Here is an 18,750-nt window from a genome sequence, read left to right as displayed (position 1 = left end):
CACGCGTAATGAACAATGCGCAAGGCCTGCGATTTGTTTCACACGAAATTGAAATCGGCACGTGTGCGAGCGCTTTACTGAACAAGAACGGGCCGTTGGCATTTGACGCCGGTGACGCGCACGTCGGCCTCGCCGATGCGCACGCCGACGAGGAGCAGTAGATTGTAGAGCAATTGATCGACGGGTGCGGTCACCGCGCCGAGTGTTTGCGCCAGGGCCTGCTGCAATAAAGTCGGACTTCCGATCGAGAGGAGACCGCCCACATTGATCTGGGCGTCGAGATTGCCGAGCAGGGTCTTGGTCGTGGAAGAGAGGATATCCCTGGTCGAAACGCTCTTCATCGTCCGCGAGGCAACCTCGGTGGGGCTGAACGCCAGGCGAGAGGGTTGCAGGTTCTTGGACTCGACATGGGCGATGCCGTCGATCTTGATGAGACCGTCGAGGAGCCGCGCCCGGGTCACCCGGGCGTCGGACGAAAAGCTCGACAGGACGGTGGGATCGACATCGCCGAGGGCGATCTCCGCCACGCCGGGAACCGCATCTATGATCACCGCCGCATTCTCCGGCGTTCCGCCGTAGCAACGGATATCCGAGAGCTTTGCTTCCGCATGGGCGAGTTCGACATAGATCGGCAGCCGAATGCGGGTCCCGGCGCGAGCCGCGAGACCGTCGATGACGACTTCGACGGCGAGGCGCGTCTGTGCCGTTCTTACTGCCGCGCCCGGTGAACCAAGGCGATGGCTCGGCGTTTCCAGGGGCGGTTCACCGATCGCGAGCCTGACCTTTACCGAGGCAATACCTGGCAGGCCCGCAACGGCGTCGAGCGCGATCTGATGTTCGCCGTTGGCAATCACCGCAGCGGCAGAGACGATTTGCAATGCACTGACTTTCATCGACCAGTCCGAGCCCGCATCTATGCTGAGGCTCTTTTTCGGGTCGATGTTGAGGATCTGCGCCAGAGTGAATGTCTGCCTGTTCCCGGCTGTTGCGAGTTCGACGGACTTGAGCGCTGAAGTCACCGTTCCGGAAAGCCCCTGCACGAGCCGCAGCGATCCGAGCAGTTGCGGCATCGTCAGCTCCGTCGCCAGCACGTCTTCATAGGAAGCGGCCGTGAGACTGAGGCGGGTGGCGATGATCTTGAGGAATGGCTGGATATCGATGTCGGCGTCAATCAATGCCTCGTAATCCATGACCTTCAGCGCCACATTGGTGCCGAGCATCTGGCCGAGGATCGCGTTCAAGAGGCCACCATTGAGGCTGGCAAGGCGGGAGCCGACGGAGAAGGCAGCGATTTTCGAACTCGCCGCGGTGCCGATGACGCTCATATCGGGCGAGTCACTGAACAGCGCCGCAAGATAGATGTCGCCCTTCTTCTCAAGCGTAATTTGGACGGCGTCGGCGGGCAGGGCCCCCCTGATGAACCGTTGGCCGGCATCGATCGTCGGGTCGGGGACATAGCGCCCGCGCACGATCGTAGCCACCCCCTTTGCGGCGGTCTCGACATCGTTGGGCAGGAGCTTGCCGTCCACAGTCAGCAGCCCCGAGGGAGTCGAGACGGCGAAGCCGAGACCGTTGCTCCGGAAGTGGGCGAGCACGGCCTCTTCGGCTGAACTTACATTGGCGGCGGCCGCGATCGAGGCGAGGTCCGCAACAGACTGCAGCTCGCGCCGCTGAAGGGTGAGATAGCCGTAATCGATGCCGAGCCCCATCGACGCGACCACCAGCGGCATGACGAGGGCCGCCGAGACGCCGATATTGCCGGTGCGGGACTTCAGGCATCGCCGGAAGACGGATGTCGCTCCCTGCATCTCAGATGCCTCCCACGCGTATCGTCGCGTAACGCTCGATCTGCTCACCCGGCAGGGCAAAGGTGAAGAGCTTCCAGATGGGGAGGTCGCTTGCGTCATAGGAGATGGTGACGGTGAACTGGTTGGTATTGTTGGCGTCATCGCGCACGGTGACGTTCATGCGGGAGGAGTCGATGAAGGTCTGGCTCATCGTCGTGCGCCGGATGTAATCGGTCGCAAGGCGCTCCCGCTCCTCTTCGGAAAGGCCCGCAATCGCCGTCCGTGCCGCATCCGCGGCTATCTGCTGGATCGAATGTGCGGCGCTCAGATAGATCCCGTAGGCTATCAGCGTCAGCACGCACATGAAGAAAAGCGGCGCAATGACTGCGAATTCAATGGCGGCAGCACCCTTCCGACTGCCGAGCAGGCGGTTGAAAACGGACATGCGGCACCTCCGAAGTATTCTGAGTATTTGTTTCCCATTGTCTCTGCAGCTTCAGGCTGCGCCACAATCGTTAATTATTCTATACGCCTGCAAGTATTTGTTTTTGCTTGTGGAAAATTGAAATTTAGGAAATATTTATTCGCGTTTTAATTGAATTCGGTGGCGTCTGCCACATTTTCCCGAGGGGGCACGGTTCGCCCGGAATCAAGAAGCGCTTCACTGCTTGTCGAAAGCAGTGAAACGCTTCGTGGAGCCGGGGGGATTGGCCGTCCTAGCCGAGTCCGTTCACAAACCAGCGCTGTAAAGCTCGGCGTGGGACTTGAAGAAGCGCTCGGTGCTGTAGCGCTTGCCGAACATCATGTCGTGCTGCAGGAAGCGGTAGTCACGCAGCGATGCGGGAATCTTCGGCTGGCGCAGCCAGTCGGCGACCTCCTTGCCGTTCTTGCGGATCAGCATGTAACGGTCGAGGACACGGTAGTGGTCGTAGACCTTGCCGAGGAACCCCGTGTAGTAGGGATGCTCGTAGCCCGCCTGTTTCAGGATCTGGTAGGAAAGGAAGGCCGGGCTGATCGTGCCGATGTTCTTCTTCGGCCCCGTCTTGTTCGACCAGACGACGAGCGGCGTCTCATGCTCGGCCTTCATCTGATCCTTCGGTCCCTTGCGCTCGGCCGTAATGCCCTTCATGTAACCGGTGCTGGAATAGACGGTGTTCAGCGGTGGGAGGTGGTCGCCGAAGAGAACGATGATCGTCTCCCGGTCGCGCTCTTTCGCCCAGTCCATCAGCATCTTGAGGCTGTCGTCGGCTTCCTTCACGCCTTGCGCATAGGTGGCGAGCACCTGGCGGTCGGCCTCGGGAAGATCGCCCTCGACTTTGATCGTGTTCTTCGCATAGCGGTTGGCCTCATAGGGACCATGGCCCTGCAGGGTCACCGCGAAAAAGAAGAAAGGATCCTCCACCTCGTCCGCCTGGCGGATGATTTCCTCCGTCAAAGACTCGTCCGACGCGAAGATGCCGCGCTTCTGCATGGCCGGCATGTTCTCTTCCGACCGGAACATGTCGAAACCGAAGGCCTTGTAGACGGCTGTGCGGTTCCAGAACCATCCCTGGAAAGGATGAATGGCGCGCGAAACATAGCCTTCGCCGCGGAAGAAGGTGGCGAGCGAGGGAATCGGATTGCGGATATATTGCTGGTAGGGGATGCTGCCATAGGGCAGGAACGCGTTGGAAAAACCGGTCAGCGCTTCGAATTCGACATTGGCGGTCATGCCGCCGAATTCCGGAGAAAAGACGTTGCCGCCCTGCAGTTCACGGATCGTCGGCATGGGATCGGGCGTGAGCTTCACCTTGGGAAGCCGCGTAGGATCCCAAAAAGACTCGCTCATCAGCACGATCACATCCGGTTTGCCGCGATGGGTCGTGCCGGCGGGAAGCGACTTTACCGGAATCCGGTCGATCGCGTCCGCCATATAGCCGGCCGGCGCGTTTACGTTGGCCATCGGGAGGTTGATGGCAAAAGCAAGCGCGAAGCCGTTGTGGCGGTAGTTCTCGGTCTGGTCCCACATGATGGGGATGACACGAAGCCGGTCACGGATCCACGAGAACTGGTTGTAGTCCATGATGTTCCAGAATGCGACCAGCAGCGGCAGGGCGAATGCGATCCGCATCAACCGCTCCCGACGTGTCAGCTTGGGAAAATTCCGCCAGGCGAACCGCAGCAGGAGCGCGCCAACGACGATGGCCGCGATCAAACCGGCGACGACGCCGACTGCGGTCCACGGCCTGTCCTTCACGAGTACCGGCATCAATTCCATGATCTGCCGGCCGAAAAGGAAATCGGTCGGATAGAGCGGATCGGACAGGAAGACCTGCTTCTGCTGACTGATGAATGCCGGCACAACGGCGAGCGGCGCGACGAGCAGCGCGGCCTTGTGCTCGCGGCCGAACACGGCATCGACGCCGAGCATGGCGAGGAAGAACACGGCGACCGTGGTCCAGGCCGGGCGCATGGGATCGGTGAAATAGGCGACGGTTTCGGGCAAGGACCAGCGCACGATCAATTCGACGGTGAAGACGAGCGCCGTCGCAATGAGAAGCGTGAAGAGCGCACTGCGGGCGCCCGACAGGGTTCTCGTATATCTTGCGGAAGAGCCTTGCCCGTCGGCGTAGACTTGAGAGCTGCTCACGGCGGAATCGATACGGGCCAACGGGCGTCTCCAGTTTCACAAATATTTCACTCTACCGTCATACGACTGTCATCTTGAACAGGGGATGAATGGCGGAAACGGCGCCGCCGCTGCCAGGTTCCTGTGGCGGCTAAAGAATTTCTGCGCTGCGCTTAACGGTCCGAAAACACGAAGCTTTTCGGATTTTTTCAGCCGGATCTCGATTGAGTGCGGGTTTTTTTCTCCCGGATGCGGTAAGAACAGCGCGAACGACACATGCATTCGCTGACGAGAGACGACGGGCCCGCTCATGACTGCACAGAAAGCCGCTCCCTCAACGCTACGGATCGCCGTGGCACAGCTCAATCCCACGGTCGGAGACATTGCCGGCAACGTCGCGAAAGCACGCGAGGCGCGAACGGCGGCGGCGCGCGAAGGCGCCGATCTCCTGCTTCTGACCGAGCTCTTCATCTCCGGCTATCCGCCGGAAGACCTCGTCTTGAAGCCCGCTTTCCTGAAGGCCTGCGAGCAGGCGGTGGAGAAGCTTGCGGCGGAGACGGCAGATGGCGGGCCGGGCGTGGTTATCGGCTTTCCGCGGCAGGCCGCCGGCCTCCGGCACAATTCCGTTGCAGTTCTCGACGCTGGGACGATCATCGCCATCCGCGACAAGGTCGACTTGCCGAACTACGGCGAATTCGACGAAAAGCGCGTCTTCGACGCGGGTGAGATGCCGGGCCCGGTGAACTTTCGCGGCGTGCGGATCGGCATACCGGTGTGCGAGGACATATGGGGCGATCTCGGCGTCTGCGAGACCCTCGCGGAGAGTGGCGCCGAAATTCTCCTGTCACCGAACGGTTCGCCCTACTACCGAGGCAAGGTCGACGTGCGCCATCAGGTGGTGCTGCGGCAGGTGATCGAGACCGGTCTGCCGATGATCTATGCCAACCAGCTCGGCGGCCAGGACGAGCTGGTTTTCGACGGCGCGAGTTTCGCCTTCAACGCGGACAAGTCGCTGGCATTCCAGATGAGCCAATTCGAAGAGGCGGTGGCCGTCTCCGAATGGAAAAGGGGCGCGGGCGGCTGGACCTCGACCAACGGGCTCAAGTCGCGCATACCGGAAGGCGAAGAGGCGGATTACCGCGCCTGCATGCTGGGCTTTCGCGATTACGTCAACAAGAACGGCTTCAGGAACGTCGTTCTCGGCCTGTCCGGCGGCATCGATTCGGCGATCTGCACGGCGCTTGCGGTGGATGCGTTGGGCGAGGAGCGGGTTCGCACGGTCATGCTGCCCTACCGCTACACCTCGCGCGAGTCGTTGCAGGATGCCGAGGCATGCGCCAAGGCGCTCGGCTGCCGCTACGACATCGTTGCGATCGAAGAGCCGGTCGAGGGCTTCCTCAGCGCGCTCTCCGACATGTTCGAGGGAACCGAGGCGGGCATTACCGAGGAAAACCTTCAGAGCCGTACGCGCGGGACGATCCTGATGGCGATATCCAACAAATTCGGCTCCATGGTGGTGACGACGGGCAACAAATCCGAAATGTCGGTCGGTTACGCTACGCTTTACGGCGACATGAACGGCGGCTTCAATCCGATCAAGGATCTCTACAAGATGCAGGTTTACGCGCTGGCACGCTGGCGAAACGGCACCGTTCCGCCGGGAGCGCTGGGCCCGTCTGGCGAAGTCATTCCGCAGAACATCATCGACAAGGCGCCGTCGGCCGAACTCCGCCCCGACCAGACGGATCAGGATTCGCTGCCGCCTTATCCGGTGCTGGACGACATTCTCGAATGCCTGGTCGAGAAGGAAATGAGCACGGAGGAGATCGTCGCGCGCGGGCATGAAGAGGCAACCGTTCACCGGATCGAGCACCTGCTCTACATCGCTGAATACAAGCGCCGCCAGTCGGCGCCGGGCGTGAAGATCACCAGGAAGAATTTCGGCCGCGACCGGCGTTATCCGATCACCAACCGCTTCCGCGACAGGGGGTAGCATGCGCAGTTCGGTGGAGATCTTCGACATCGCGACCGGCGAGACGCGCGTCGTCTGGCAGACGGAGCGGCTGGTCGAGGCACCGAACTGGTCACCCGACGGAAAATTCCTCATCATCAACGGCGACGGCAGGCTTTATCGGCTTGGCTTCGACGGTTCCGAGCCCACGGAGATCGATACCGGCTTTGCCCGGCGCTGCAACAACGATCACGGGATTTCGCCCGACGGCAGCACGCTCGTGATCAGCGACAAGACGGAATTCGGCAGTTCGGCAATCTATCTCCTGCCGGCAGAAGGCGGCACGCCGCGGCTCGTCACACGCAACCTGCCGTCCTACTGGCACGGTTGGTCGCCCGACGGGCGCATGCTGGCCTATTGCGGAATCCGCGATCAGGTCTTCGACATCTACACGATCCCGGTCGAAGGCGGGGAGGAACGCCGCCTGACGCAGGGGCAGGGCCGCAATGACGGGCCGGACTGGTCTGCGGACGGGGAGTGGATCTATTTCAATTCAAGCCGTACCGGCCGCATGCAGATCTGGCGGGTGAGGCCGGACGGCGCGGATCTACAGCGTATCACCGACAGCCCTTACGGCGACTGGTTTCCGCATCCGTCGCCGGACGGCAGGCACCTGCTCGTGCTCTCCTATGACGGCGATGTCTTCGATCACCCGCGCGATCTCGACGTGCGTCTCCGCCTGATGGATGCGGACGGCGGCAATGCGCGCGTACTGTTCGAACTCTTCGGCGGGCAGGGGACGGTGAACGTCCCGAACTGGTCGCCCTCGGGCACCGCCTTTGCCTTCGTACGTTATCAGCCGGAGGAATAGCCTGCGGGGTCAGACACGCGGCAGGTTGTAAGGGGTGATTACTTCGACGGCGGAAAGATGCCGCTTTTCGGAGGCGCGCAGCGCGCCCCGGCGCTCCATGACCGCGTGGAAAGCCATGCGGACGTCCGTTTTCAGGTCGTGGTGAAGAACGAACTGGACAAGGCCCTGACGCAGGAGGTCCAGATTGTCCTCGTCGAGGTCGTGAGCGACGAAAAGAAGGCAGCCGCGCTGCAACTGTCTGAAGGCGTCGAGCACGGCGGGATTGCCTCCGCCGATCGAATAAACAGCATTGATCTCCGGATGGCTGCCGATTGCCTTGAGGGCAAGTGCGCCTGTCTCCTCGTTCCTGCCGTGGCCCTCGCTGATCTCGATCACGCCGATATGCGGATATTTTTCCCGCAGCACGCGGCGAAAGCCGATCTCGCGTTCCTCTTCGCCGCGAAAGCGGCTGCTCGATATGGTGACCAGCACCGTCGCAGGACGGTCCGCGAAGCGCTCGCCGATCAGGTAGGCTGCGGTTTCCCCGGCGGCGCGGTTGTCAGCCCCCGCATAGGCCGTCCGCGATGAATGCGGCAGATCGGTAACGAGCGTGACGACCGCAACTCCCGCTTCTTCGAGCCGCGCTACGGCGCCGGCAATCTCCGGCACGTCGGGCGCCTTGAGGACTACTCCGTCGGTTCCGCGAAGCCGAATACGGTCGAGCAACTGGCTGATGTCCTGCGGCCGCATGGTCTCGGCGAAATGGAAGCGGGACCGGAAAACGGTAGGCATGAAGGTCGCGGCTTCGCTTTCGAATGCCTTGCGAACCGCTTCGGTAAAGCGTTCCGGTGCCTCCATCACCACGTCGACGGCAAATTTGCGTCCCTGTACCTCAAGGCCGGCCTGCTGCCTCTCGAGTTCACGAATGGCTGCATTGACGCGCATTACCGTTTGCTGGCGCACGCCCCTCCGGCCGTTGAGGACGCGATCGACAGTCGCCGTACTGAGTCCCGCCTGGAAGGCGATGTCCTTGACGAGAAACGGATGTGCCACCGATCCCTCCTGATGGCTTTTTGATGGATTCCTGCTCTATATCAGAAGCGGGCAAGCCGTATAGTCGGATCATCGTCGTCCTTGAGGAGGAGAACTGATGAAGACGGACAATCCCGCGAGAGCGCGTCTGGAACGCGTCTGGCTCAGTGAGGCGGCCTGCGATATCGAGGAATTTCGCGCCGCGGTCGAGCACCGTGTCGGCCTGGCGGACTATCCGCACGCGGCAGACTGCCAGAAGAACGTCCTGATCTATGACAGCGCCCGTCTTATCGGTGATTGCGGCACGCAGGACGGCAGGCGGTCGGTGCTTGCGGAGATCTGCGAAGTGCTTGCGACGGGGCCGGGGGTCGCGGTCTTCAAGCGCGCCTTCACCGATACGCATGTGGTCGATGAAGCGAGCCGCATCTTCGATGAGATCATCGAGGAGCAGCACCGCACCAACAGCGGCGGCGGCGATCATTTCGCCAAGCCCGGCGCCAACGACCGGATCTGGAATTCTCTGGAAAAGCACTGCCTGAAGAACCCTGAGAATTTCGCCGCCTACTACGCCAACGCCATCATCGCGCTTGTCAGTGAGGCATGGCTTGGTCCGAGCTACCAGATGACGGCGCAGGTCAATCGCGTCAATCCGGGCGGCGCGTCTCAATCGCCGCATCGCGACTACCATCTGGGCTTCCAGACCTCGGCCGTCATAGAGCAGTATCCGGCGCATGTGCACAGGCTCTCGCCGGTCCTGACGCTCCAGGGCGCGGTCGCTCATTGCGACATGCCGGTCGAAAGCGGGCCAACCTTGTTCCTGCCCTATAGCCAGACGTATCTGCCTGGATATCTCGCTTTGAGACGGCCGGAGTTCCGCGCCTATTTCGAAGAGAATCATGTGCAATTGCCGCTGGAGAAGGGCGATGTCGTGTTCTTCAACCCGGCACTTTTCCACGCCGCGGGCAGCAACCGGTCTGCGGGAATCAAGCGTGTGGCCAATCTTCTGCAGGTATCCTCCGCCTTCGGCAGGGCGATGGAAACGGTGGATCGCGATCACATGTGCGCCGTGCTCTTTCCGGCTCTGAAAGTCCTTGCGGCCGGCGGCAAGCTCAAGCAGGACGAAATTGCCCATGCGGTTGCCGCGTGCGCCGAAGGCTATTCATTCCCGACCAATCTCGATCGTGATCCGCCGGTTGGCGGTCTGGCGCCCAGGACGCAGGCGCAGCTGATGCACGAAGCGCTTGCCGGTGAATGGAGTGCCGAGGCGTTTGCCGAGGCGTTGGCCGATCAGGCGGCGAGAAAGCTAAGCTAAACCACCTGGCTCAATGTACGGTCACGAAGCCATATTCACCAACATATCAAAGGGAGGAACAGGATGAGCACGGACCACGCCCGTTTGGACGGGAAGATCGCCATCGTGACCGGTGGCACGCAGGGGCTCGGTGCCGCTATCGCCGCACTCTTTGCCGAGCGTGGCGCCGCCGGCGTCGTCATTTGCGGGCGCAACGCGGCGAAGGGCGAGGCGAATGCTGCCGAGATCGCCGCGGCGACCGGTTCGAAGGTCGTCTACGTACCGGCGGATCTCGAGCGGGTGGAGGATGCCCGTGCGGTCGTCGCTGCTTGCGACCGCACTTTCGGCCGTGTCGACGCGCTGGTCAACGCCGCGGCGATCACGGATCGCGGCACGATCCTCGACACCAGCCCGGAACTCTTCGACCGGATGTTCGCGGTCAATGTGCGGGCGCCATTCTTCCTGATGCAGGAGGTGATAAAGGTGATGCGGCGGGAGAAGACGGAGGGCACGATCGTCAATATCGGTTCCATGTCGGCGAAGGCGGGCCAGCCCTTCATCACAGCCTATTGTGCGTCGAAGGGGGCGCTGGAGACGCTGACCAGGAACACCGCCTATGCCGTCCTGCGCAACCGGATACGGGTCAACGGCCTCAACATCGGCTGGATGGCCTCGGAAGGCGAAGACCGGATCCAGCGCGAATATCACGATGCGCCTGCGAACTGGCTGGAAAAGGCGGCGGCGAGCCAGCCCTTCGGCAGGCTCGTAGACCCGGCCGAGGTCGCGCGTGCCTGCGCCTATCTCTCATCGGCAGAATCCGGCCTCATGACGGGTTCCGTCATCTGCTTCGATCAGTCGATCTGGGGTGCCTATGACGCCTCGCCTCACCCGGAGGCACCGCTCTGAAGCTCCCCTCTTGCTCGCCTTGCGTTTCGAGGGGAGCTGTGGCCATATGCCGCCGTCAGGTGCCCGCGAAATGCGGGAGAATCGGGAAGCCGGTGCAGTTCCGGCACGTGCCCAACGCTGTGACGGGGACGTTCTCGCCAGGTTGGTCTGAATCTTTTCAGACCTTTGCCACTGAATCTTCACGTGATTCGGGAAGGCGGCGCGAACGGATGATCCGAAGTCAGAAGACCGGCCTGGCGAGATAGACCGGCCCCGCGCGGACGGCGGGAGGTTTCCGCATTGTTGGGGATCGAACGATGCTGCCTGACCAGAACGGCTGCCTTGCGGCGGCCGGAGCTTTTTCGCCGGACGAGCGCGCCGCCGTCTATCGTGCCATAGAGACCCGCCGCGACGTGCGCGACGAATTCCTGCCCGAACCACTGCCTGAGGATCTGGTCGCGCGACTGCTCGCTGCGGCGCACCAGGCGCCGTCCGTCGGCTTCATGCAACCTTGGAACTTCGTGCTCGTTCGTCGGGACGAGACGCGGGAGAAAGTCTGGCAGGCATTCCGGCGCGCCAATGACGAGGCCGCAGAAATGTTTTCCGGCGAAAGGCAGGCGAAGTATCGCTCGCTGAAGCTCGAAGGCATTCGCAAGGCGCCGCTCAGCATTTGCGTGACCTGCGACCGGACGCGCGGCGGAGCGGTCGTCCTGGGCCGCACCCATAATCCGCAGATGGATCTGTACTCGACCGTTTGCGCCGTCCAGAACCTCTGGCTTGCCGCACGCGCCGAGGGAGTGGGCGTCGGCTGGGTCAGCATTTTCCATGAGAGGGAGATCAAGGCGATTCTCGGAATTCCGGAGCATATCGAAATCGTTGCCTGGCTTTGCCTGGGTTTCGTCGACAAGCTGTACCAAGAGCCGGAACTCGCCGCGAAGGGCTGGCGGCAGCGCTTGCCGCTCGAAGATCTCGTTTTCGAGGAAGGCTGGGGTGTCCGTTAGATCACGATGTTAGGGTTGATCTCAGGCCTGTTGATATTCTAGATACCCGACGCGGCTTGTTCGATACCCTCATTCCTATGCTTGTCACAGGAATCCAGCCAGACCAAGTCCTTGGGCTGAAAGAACGCTTCCCGCGCCGCAGACGCGGCGCTGCTGGATCCCTGTGACGAGCACAGGGATGAGGTGAGGAGAGAGTGCGGTCCCTCGGCGCGCTTCATAAACCGTGAAGATAGCGAGGCGACACGACAGGTCCCGGGTCACGCCCGTATACAGCGCCCCGCTCCGCTTCGATGTAGTGGCCGCACATCCCGGTCCCTCATTCCTGAGCTTGTCACAGGAATCCAGCCAGACCAAGTCCTTGGGCTGAAAGAACGCTTCCCGCGCCGCCGACGCGGCGCTGCTGGATCCCTGTGACAAGCACAGAGATGAGGGTCGAGAGGGTGCGACCCCTCGGCGCGTTTCATAAACCGTGAAGATAGCGAGCGCGGAAGCTCCCGCCCGTATACAGCGTCCCGCTTCGCTTCGATGTAGTAGCCGCACATCCCCGGTCCCTCATTCCTGTGCTTGTCACAGGAATCCAGCCAGACCAAGTCCTTGGGCTGCAAGAACGCTTCCCGCGCCGCAGACGCGGCGCTCACCTCATCCCTGTGACGAGCACAAGGGATGAGGTGAGGAGAGATTGCAGTCCTCCGAAAAGTTTCCCACAGCGCCGCGCGTCTTACCGGACGCGCAAAGGTCGCTGCTTAACGGGCTCTGGATCAAGAATATGCGTGATTCCAGCAGAATGCTCGCAACGGCGCCTGTCAATTGTCCTGCAGCGGCTGGTATCGCGGCCCAAGCGGATGCTTGAGGTCGATCGCGCTCTCTTCCTGCGGAAGGAAAGTCGGACCGACGATGCGGACCTTGTTTTTGGTCGGGTCGTAGGGCCGCTCTTCTATCGGCTTGGGCGGCGCCTTTCTCTCGCTGCCGATGGTAATGACCGATGGGCTGACGGCGGTGAGCTTTCCGGCAGAGCCTGTCTTTTGCCTGTTGGCATCCGTTGCGGAATCCGGAATTCCGCAGCCACAGATGCCCGGTGAGCCGACACCGCGCGCCCGGTAGGCAAAGGCCGTTGGGAGGTCGGTGTAGGGTCGGCCGGTCGTTGCCGAAACCATCCGGTCCGCTTCTTCCGTTGCGAGCACATGGTAGTAGAGCTCCGTCTCCGCACCCGGGCAGCGCGCGCGGCAGAGATCGGCGTCGCGACCGAAGTCCGCCGGCGTGGCATGCGAGGAGATGGGAAAGAAGGCGCCATCGCATGTTCGCACGCACATGGTTCTGAGGCTGCCGGCGAAATCGGGCTCCATGAGCGGAAGCTCTGATCCGGGGGCGTCGAGTAGTAGCGGATAGGCATCGCTGTCCGGCGGCAGGTCCCTCAGGATGTTCCGGTGAACCTCCGTTTCCCGGGCGGCGGCGTTCGCAAACTCGCCTCCGGCGCTTCCGGTATCCCAGGCCTCGCGCACCCCCGAGCAGCCGTTGAGTTCCATTGCGGCGAGGATGCGCCGCCGAACGTCGTCGTCGCCACCGCCGATCAGATGCCTGCGCTGCGCCTTGAGTTGCCGCAGATTTTCCTCCATCCGCGCGATCGTGCCGTCGAGTTCGGCGCAAGCCGCCTCGTCATCGCCGCCGATAATGACGACGCTGTCGCTGCTGCATTCCATTCGGCGGCGATCGTTCTTGGCGCGTCGCAACTCGATGTTCTGGCGGGAGACCGCACCTGTGAAATCGCGCAGGCTGGCATTCGTCGTGAAACCTGTGGGAAGGCCGGCGAGGCGGGCGCTCAGCCGTTCGCAAACGCCGGATGCCGCAGCCGGACCGGTTGTCGCCAACGCGAGCGGTACGAGAACCGCCGCGATGCGCCGGATCTTGGATGCCACCTTCGGGGACGCGGACACGTGCTTCTTCCTGCCTTGCAGCGGACCGTTGCCGATGTGCCGCCTTACCGCCTCATCATAGGACCTTGTCGAGATGGTGCAACGGGAAGAGGGCATCTGCGTTAATTTGCGATGCCCTTGAATGGATAGCTGTGGGCCGTGCGCCTGCACGGCCCGGAATATCGGGTCAGGCGGCGCGTGCCGTTTCGAGCGACATCGGGCGATCGAGGACGGTACCTTCGATGGAGGCCACCGCCTTCATCGTTTCGAGCAGGTTCCTGCTCACCTCCCAGGCAATGGCGACCGCATGGACGGAGCCGATCCTGTGCGGGTCGGCTATGCGCTCCCCCGGGCAACCCATGCGGCGGAACATTCGCTCCAGGAAAACGTCGGTGACCGTGACGATATGGCTGATGCCCGAGGCAAGGCTCATTTCGCCCACACCGCACATCAGTTCGGCCGCGGCGATGGTGACCTGGTTCGATGCGCGATCCTGGGAAATTTCGGGGTCGATGCAGAAGCGGCTCGATTCCCACACCGACGCACTGCGGATTTCCGGATTGTCCCCGAGCAGGATCGGGAACGTATCGTCCAGCATATTCGGTCCGAGCGTCGGAAGGAGCCTGAGGGAGCCACGAATCTTGCCAGTGTCCGGCGAGTACGACATGACATAGAGCGGATTGGCCTTGTCGTAGTGGTCGATTTCCCAGTCCCCTTCAGTCTTGACGTCCCACTTCAAAAAGTCGTGGAATACGCGCTTACGCAGCCGGAACATCTCGTCGATGGCCTGGGGATGCTGGCTGCGACCGTTTCCGTTCACTATCCTGATCATTTTTCGCTCCATGCGTGATTACGCGATGTAGCGATGCTGTCAGGCTCGGATGACATATGTAACTGTCTATAGTGACAGTTTATTTTCTTGTTTTTTCCCAATAGATTTGTGGGGGAAACTGCGAGTGGCCGGTCCTGTCCCGGGCCGGCAACCCGTCAGATGGTGGGGATCAGAGCGTGTCGAACAGCGTGCGCTACGGCTTGCGTGTTGGACACTACATTGAGTTTGCGGCGGGCATTGGTCATGAAGAAACGCACGGTTCGCTCGGATATCCCGAGAATAGTTGCAATCTCCCAGTAACTCTTGCCGGCCGCCGACCAGGTGAGCACTTCGGTTTCCCGCCCGGTCAGGCGGAGATCGCGCTCGTCGAGCGCCCCGGCCATGGCCGAATGTTCGAGCATGGAGGCGTGGAACAGGTTGGCAGCGAGCTGGAAATCGCGCAGATGGCAACGGCGATAGGCGGACCACTCGACCGGCGACATATTGGCACCGATTGCGAGGAGCGCCATGCGGCCTGCAGGCGAGGGGAGCGGCAAGGCCACGCCTTCGGTGGAAAGCCCGATCTCCTCGGCCGCCTCGAAGAGGGGCTCGCATTCCGGAAAGCGGCGCCGCGCTGTCGCCCATTCCACGGGCCTGACACCGCCTAGCGCAAGCTTGAGGATCGGGTCGATCCTGTAAAGCTCCCTGGCGGCGTAGATTTCAGCGGCGTAGGCGCCGAAAGTGTGATGCAGGCGGCAGATTCTCAGACCATCCGGAAGCGACTCCGCCTCCAGATACAGGAGATGCGAGATGTTGAAGGTTCTTCGCATCAAGGCGAAGAAGCGCTCGGGGTCGGCGCAACCTCCATATTCCACGATATCCAGCAAATTGAGGACAGCTTGTTGATTAGTCATGCCGTAACACCGAAACTTGCCCCTATAATAAACATGGTTTACGGCGGCCGGTTTTGTCTAGTGCAATATTTCATAAACGGTGCAGTAATCCGGTCTATACAATCATAAGTTGAGTTTGAGCCTGATATCGCTAGCGCGGCCGCGCCGGCTCCCCTGGAAACAGCGCTTTCGGCCCTCCATCGCCAATGAGGAGGCGCGCCATCCCTCAGACGGGATGGCTCGATTCGACGACGGCCAGCGCCGCCATATTGACGACGCCGCGCGAGGTAACGGACGGCGACAGGATATGCGCCGGCAGCGCCGAGCCCAGAAGGATCGGGCCGACATGCAGGCTGTCCGTCATGGTTTTGACCACGCCGAGCGTGATGTTGGCGGCATCGAGATTGGGGAAGACGAGCAGATTCGCTTCGCCGTTCAGCGTGCTGTCCGGCATCACGCGTTGGCGCAGGACCTCGGAGATGGCGGAATCGCCATGCATTTCTCCGTCCACCTCCAGATCGGGGGCTAGCTCGCGCACGAGCTGCAGTGCGGTGCGCATCTTGAAAGCGCTCTCGGAATCGCGCGAGCCGAAGTTCGAATGGGAGACGAGGGCGGCACGCGGCGTGATGCCGAAGCGGCGGATTTCGTTTGCAGCCATTACCGTCGTCTGAGCGATCTCCTCCGCGCTCGGGCTGAAGCTCACATAGGTATCGGTAAAGAAGGTCGCGCCGCGTTGTGAGATCAGGAGGCTGAGCGCCGAGAAGTCGAGTACGCCCGGACGCTTGCCGATGATCTGCGATACATCGCGCAAATGCTTGCTGTAGCGTCCCTCGACCCCGCAGATCAGCGCGTCCGCCTCGCCGCGTTTGACGGCGAGCGCACCGATGACCGTCGTATTCGTGCGCACGATCGTGCGGGCCGCCTCGGGAATGACGCCGAGCCGCCCGACGAGGGCGAAATAATCATCGACATAGTCGCGATAGCGCGGGTCGCCCTCGGGATTGACGACCTCGAAATCGACGTCGGGGCGGATTCTGAGGCCGTAGCGCCGCAGTCGGGTCTCGATGATTTGCGGGCGGCCGATCAGGATCGGCTTGGCTGTGCCTTCCTCCAGCAGAACCTGGGCGGCCCGCAGCACCCGCTCATCTTCGCCCTCGGCGAAGATGACGCGGTTCTTCGTCGCATTCTTCGCCGCAGCAAAGACCGGTTTCATAATGAAGCCGGAGCGGAAGACGAAACGGTTGAGCTTGTCGAGATAGGCGTCGAAGTCCTGGATCGGACGCGTGGCGACGCCGCTTTCGGCTGCAGCCTTTGCCACGGCCGGCGCAATCCGCAGGATCAGCCGCTGATCGAAAGGCGAAGGGATCAGGTAATCGGGGCCGAAGACGGGCGTTTCGCCGGAATAGGCGCGCGCGGCGACATCCGACGGCTCCTCGCGGGCAAGGCCTGCTATAGCGCGCACGGCCGCCATCTTCATCTCTTCGTTGATGGTGCGTGCGCCGCAATCGAGCGCGCCACGGAAGATATGCGGGAAACAGAGGACATTGTTGACCTGGTTCGGAAAATCCGAGCGTCCGGTGCAGATCATGGCATCGGGGCGCGCGGCGCGGGCCACTTCGGGCATGATCTCCGGCGTAGGATTGGCCAGCGCCATGATCAGTGGCTTTTCGGCCATCCGGGCCAACAGTTCAGGCTTGAGAACGCCGGCGGCCGAGAGCCCCAGAAACACGTCGGCTCCGCCGATGCTGTCGGCGAGCACACGATTGTCGCTCTCCTGCGCATAGACGGCTTTCCACTCGTCCATCAGGGCCTCGCGCCCCTTGTAGACGAGACCTTCGATGTCGTGGACCCAGATGTTTTCCCGCTTGGCGCCCAGCGTGACGAGGAGGTTGAGACAGGCGAGCGCCGCCGCCCCGGCACCCGAGGCTACGATCTTGGCCTCGGCAATGTCCTTGCCGGCAAGTTCCAGGCCGTTCAGGACGGCGGCAGCGACGATGATCGCGGTCCCGTGCTGGTCGTCGTGGAAGACCGGTATTTCCATTTTCTCGCGCAGACGCCGCTCCACCTCGAAACATTCGGGAGCTTTGATGTCCTCGAGATTGATGCCGCCGAAGGTCGGCTCCAGCGCCGAGATGACGTCGACCATCCGATCGACCGTCGGTGCGTCGATCTCGATGTCGAAGACGTCGATCCCCGCGAACTTCTTGAAGAGAACGGCCTTCCCTTCCATCACGGGTTTGGAGGCGAGGGGACCGATATTGCCAAGGCCGAGAACGGCTGTGCCGTTGGATACCACGGCGACGAGATTGGCGCGGGCGGTGAAATCGGCGGCGGTCTCGGGATTGTCCTTGATCGCGAGGCAAGGTGCGGCGACCCCCGGCGAATAGGCGAGCGCCAGGTCGCGCTGATTCCCGAGTGGCTTGGTCGGCTGAATCTCGAGCTTGCCGGGGCGAGGATAGCGATGGAAGAAGAGTGCCTGCTGATCGATGTCTCCGCTGGCGGGAACGGCCTGGGATTTCGCTTTATCGCCCGTGTTCATGCCTTTGCATTCCTTGAATTCTTGCGTGGGACCCGAGAGCGCGGTTCAGGAAATCGCGTTCACGTCCGGTGCTGATCGATGTCGTGCCTTTTGGCATGAATCGCCCGGCAGGTACAGTTTCGACGCGGTTCTTTCCAGCCATGGTTACGCGGCGCTTGCTGCGTGCTCCGTGTCCCATGTCATCTTCCTGAAACACGAGTCTGATTTTGACGGTCGTGAAACGGCTAACCAGGATGAGGCTGGCATGGCGGCGGCATCGGCATACCAACAGAATTCCGTTCTGAAACTGCGGACGCTTTTCATTTCCGATGTTCATCTGGGCTCGAAAGCGGCCAAGACGGACTTTCTTCTGGATTTCCTGCGGCACCATGAGGCGGAGACGATCATTCTGGTCGGCGATATCGTGGACGGCTGGCGTCTCAAACGCAGCTGGTACTGGCCGCAATCGTGCAACGACGTGGTCCAGAAGCTTCTGCGCAAGGCACGAAAAGGCACGCGCATCATCTACATCCCCGGTAATCACGACGAGTTCCTCCGGGAGTTTCCGGGCGTTCATTTCGGCGGTATCGAAGTGGCGCAGCGCTATCTTCACAAGGGCGCGGACGGGCGGACCTATCTCGTGCTGCACGGCGACGAGTTCGACGTGGTCGTGCGCAACGCACGCGTTCTCGCCTATCTCGGCGACTGGGCCTACGACATGGCAATCGCCATCAATATTGGCCTTGCGGCCATACGTCGTCGTCTCGACATGCCTTACTGGTCGTTTTCCTCCTGGGCCAAGCTGCAGGTCAAACACGCGGTGAACTTCATTGGCGAGTTCCAGAAAGTCGTGACCGAGGAAGCCCGTCGTCACGACGCGCAAGGGGTGATCTGCGGCCACATCCATCATGCGGTCATCGAAGACATCGACGGCATCAGGTACATCAACACGGGCGACTGGGTGGAGAGCTGCACGGCAATCGCCGAGCATCACGACGGCACGATGGAGCTCATCACCTGGCACCAGATGCGCGGCGACAGCGCCGCTGGGCAGCGAGCCGGCGAGGCCGAGACAATGCCCGTCAGGCGGCTTGCACCGCAGGCCGCCTGAGTGATTTGCGGGGCAAGGAAAAGCCGCGGAAGGGTCTGACTATCGTTCCGGTGGACAAGCGTCCGCGGTGACGACGAGCCGATGGCAAACACACGCGCGGTT

14 protein-coding genes and 1 riboswitch are annotated in these 18,750 nt (G+C 61.9%); of the genes, 6 read left to right on the top strand and 8 right to left on the bottom strand.

The window, feature by feature from the left end:
• Nucleotides 1-74: 74 nt before the first annotated feature.
• The 3 genes from ACFHWW_RS30725 to ACFHWW_RS30715 all read right to left on the bottom strand — a co-directional run bounded on the left by ACFHWW_RS30725 (nucleotide 75) and on the right by ACFHWW_RS30715 (nucleotide 4,437).
• Nucleotides 75-1,808 carry a pilus assembly protein TadG-related protein gene (locus ACFHWW_RS30725; RefSeq protein WP_379943016.1) on the bottom strand — a complete coding sequence of 578 codons (1,734 nt, stop codon included), beginning with the start codon at nucleotides 1,806-1,808 and terminating at the stop codon, nucleotides 75-77.
• Between the two features lies 1 nt (nucleotide 1,809).
• Entirely contained in the window at nucleotides 1,810-2,232 is a 423-nt protein-coding gene (locus ACFHWW_RS30720) for a TadE family protein (protein ID WP_100673095.1), read from the bottom strand.
• Nucleotides 2,233-2,517: 285 nt separating this feature from the next.
• A complete protein-coding gene (locus ACFHWW_RS30715; protein WP_338283612.1) occupies nucleotides 2,518-4,437 on the bottom strand; it encodes an LTA synthase family protein in 1,920 nt (639 codons plus the stop codon).
• Between the two features lie 268 nt (nucleotides 4,438-4,705).
• Between ACFHWW_RS30715 and ACFHWW_RS30710 the strand changes: the two genes are divergently transcribed.
• Nucleotides 4,706-6,388 carry an NAD+ synthase gene (locus ACFHWW_RS30710; protein ID WP_100673097.1) on the top strand — a complete coding sequence of 561 codons (1,683 nt, stop codon included), beginning with the start codon at nucleotides 4,706-4,708 and terminating at the stop codon, nucleotides 6,386-6,388.
• A gap of 1 nt (nucleotide 6,389) precedes the next feature.
• The gene (locus ACFHWW_RS30705; RefSeq protein ID WP_338283614.1) at nucleotides 6,390-7,217 is read left to right on the top strand and encodes a TolB family protein; all 828 of its coding nucleotides are present in this window, start codon (nucleotides 6,390-6,392) and stop codon (nucleotides 7,215-7,217) included.
• A 9-nt stretch (nucleotides 7,218-7,226) separates the two neighbouring features.
• Here the strand turns inward: ACFHWW_RS30705 and ACFHWW_RS30700 are convergent, their stop codons facing one another.
• Nucleotides 7,227-8,249, bottom strand: a complete 1,023-nt coding sequence (locus ACFHWW_RS30700) for a LacI family DNA-binding transcriptional regulator (RefSeq protein ID WP_338283615.1) — start codon at nucleotides 8,247-8,249, stop codon at nucleotides 7,227-7,229.
• A gap of 97 nt (nucleotides 8,250-8,346) precedes the next feature.
• Between ACFHWW_RS30700 and ACFHWW_RS30695 the strand changes: the two genes are divergently transcribed.
• From ACFHWW_RS30695 to bluB, 3 genes are all read left to right on the top strand, one after another.
• Entirely contained in the window at nucleotides 8,347-9,540 is a 1,194-nt protein-coding gene (locus ACFHWW_RS30695) for a phytanoyl-CoA dioxygenase family protein (RefSeq protein WP_379943013.1), read from the top strand.
• A 63-nt stretch (nucleotides 9,541-9,603) separates the two neighbouring features.
• On the top strand, nucleotides 9,604-10,425 hold the full coding sequence (locus ACFHWW_RS30690; RefSeq protein ID WP_379943012.1) for an SDR family oxidoreductase: 822 nt from the start codon (nucleotides 9,604-9,606) through the stop codon (nucleotides 10,423-10,425).
• Nucleotides 10,426-10,465: 40 nt separating this feature from the next.
• Nucleotides 10,466-10,677: riboswitch (cobalamin riboswitch) on the top strand.
• Between the two features lie 44 nt (nucleotides 10,678-10,721).
• The gene (gene bluB, locus ACFHWW_RS30685; RefSeq protein ID WP_338283620.1) at nucleotides 10,722-11,405 is read left to right on the top strand and encodes a 5,6-dimethylbenzimidazole synthase; all 684 of its coding nucleotides are present in this window, start codon (nucleotides 10,722-10,724) and stop codon (nucleotides 11,403-11,405) included.
• An 803-nt stretch (nucleotides 11,406-12,208) separates the two neighbouring features.
• Here bluB and ACFHWW_RS30680 read toward each other — a convergent pair.
• From ACFHWW_RS30680 to ACFHWW_RS30665, 4 genes are all read right to left on the bottom strand, one after another.
• Complete coding sequence (locus ACFHWW_RS30680) at nucleotides 12,209-13,336, bottom strand: DUF2865 domain-containing protein (protein ID WP_338282889.1); 1,128 nt, start codon at nucleotides 13,334-13,336, stop codon at nucleotides 12,209-12,211.
• Between the two features lie 166 nt (nucleotides 13,337-13,502).
• Nucleotides 13,503-14,147, bottom strand: coding sequence for an acyl-homoserine-lactone synthase (locus ACFHWW_RS30675; protein ID WP_003534106.1), 645 nt, complete (start codon nucleotides 14,145-14,147; stop codon nucleotides 13,503-13,505).
• Between the two features lie 155 nt (nucleotides 14,148-14,302).
• On the bottom strand, nucleotides 14,303-15,040 hold the full coding sequence (locus tag ACFHWW_RS30670; RefSeq protein WP_018095134.1) for a LuxR C-terminal-related transcriptional regulator: 738 nt from the start codon (nucleotides 15,038-15,040) through the stop codon (nucleotides 14,303-14,305).
• Nucleotides 15,041-15,245: 205 nt separating this feature from the next.
• Nucleotides 15,246-17,558 carry an NADP-dependent malic enzyme gene (locus ACFHWW_RS30665; RefSeq protein WP_100673238.1) on the bottom strand — a complete coding sequence of 771 codons (2,313 nt, stop codon included), beginning with the start codon at nucleotides 17,556-17,558 and terminating at the stop codon, nucleotides 15,246-15,248.
• A 244-nt stretch (nucleotides 17,559-17,802) separates the two neighbouring features.
• On the opposite strand from ACFHWW_RS30665, the gene ACFHWW_RS30660 reads away from it, so the two are divergent.
• On the top strand, nucleotides 17,803-18,648 hold the full coding sequence (locus ACFHWW_RS30660) for a UDP-2,3-diacylglucosamine diphosphatase (protein ID WP_275597831.1): 846 nt from the start codon (nucleotides 17,803-17,805) through the stop codon (nucleotides 18,646-18,648).
• Nucleotides 18,649-18,750 lie beyond the last annotated feature (102 nt).

Source organism: Sinorhizobium sp. P24N7 (genome assembly GCF_042436655.1).
GTDB lineage: Bacteria > Pseudomonadota > Alphaproteobacteria > Rhizobiales > Rhizobiaceae > Sinorhizobium > Sinorhizobium meliloti_A.
Note: the sequence above shows the minus strand (reverse complement) of the source record. Positions and strands in the feature narration are given on the sequence as shown.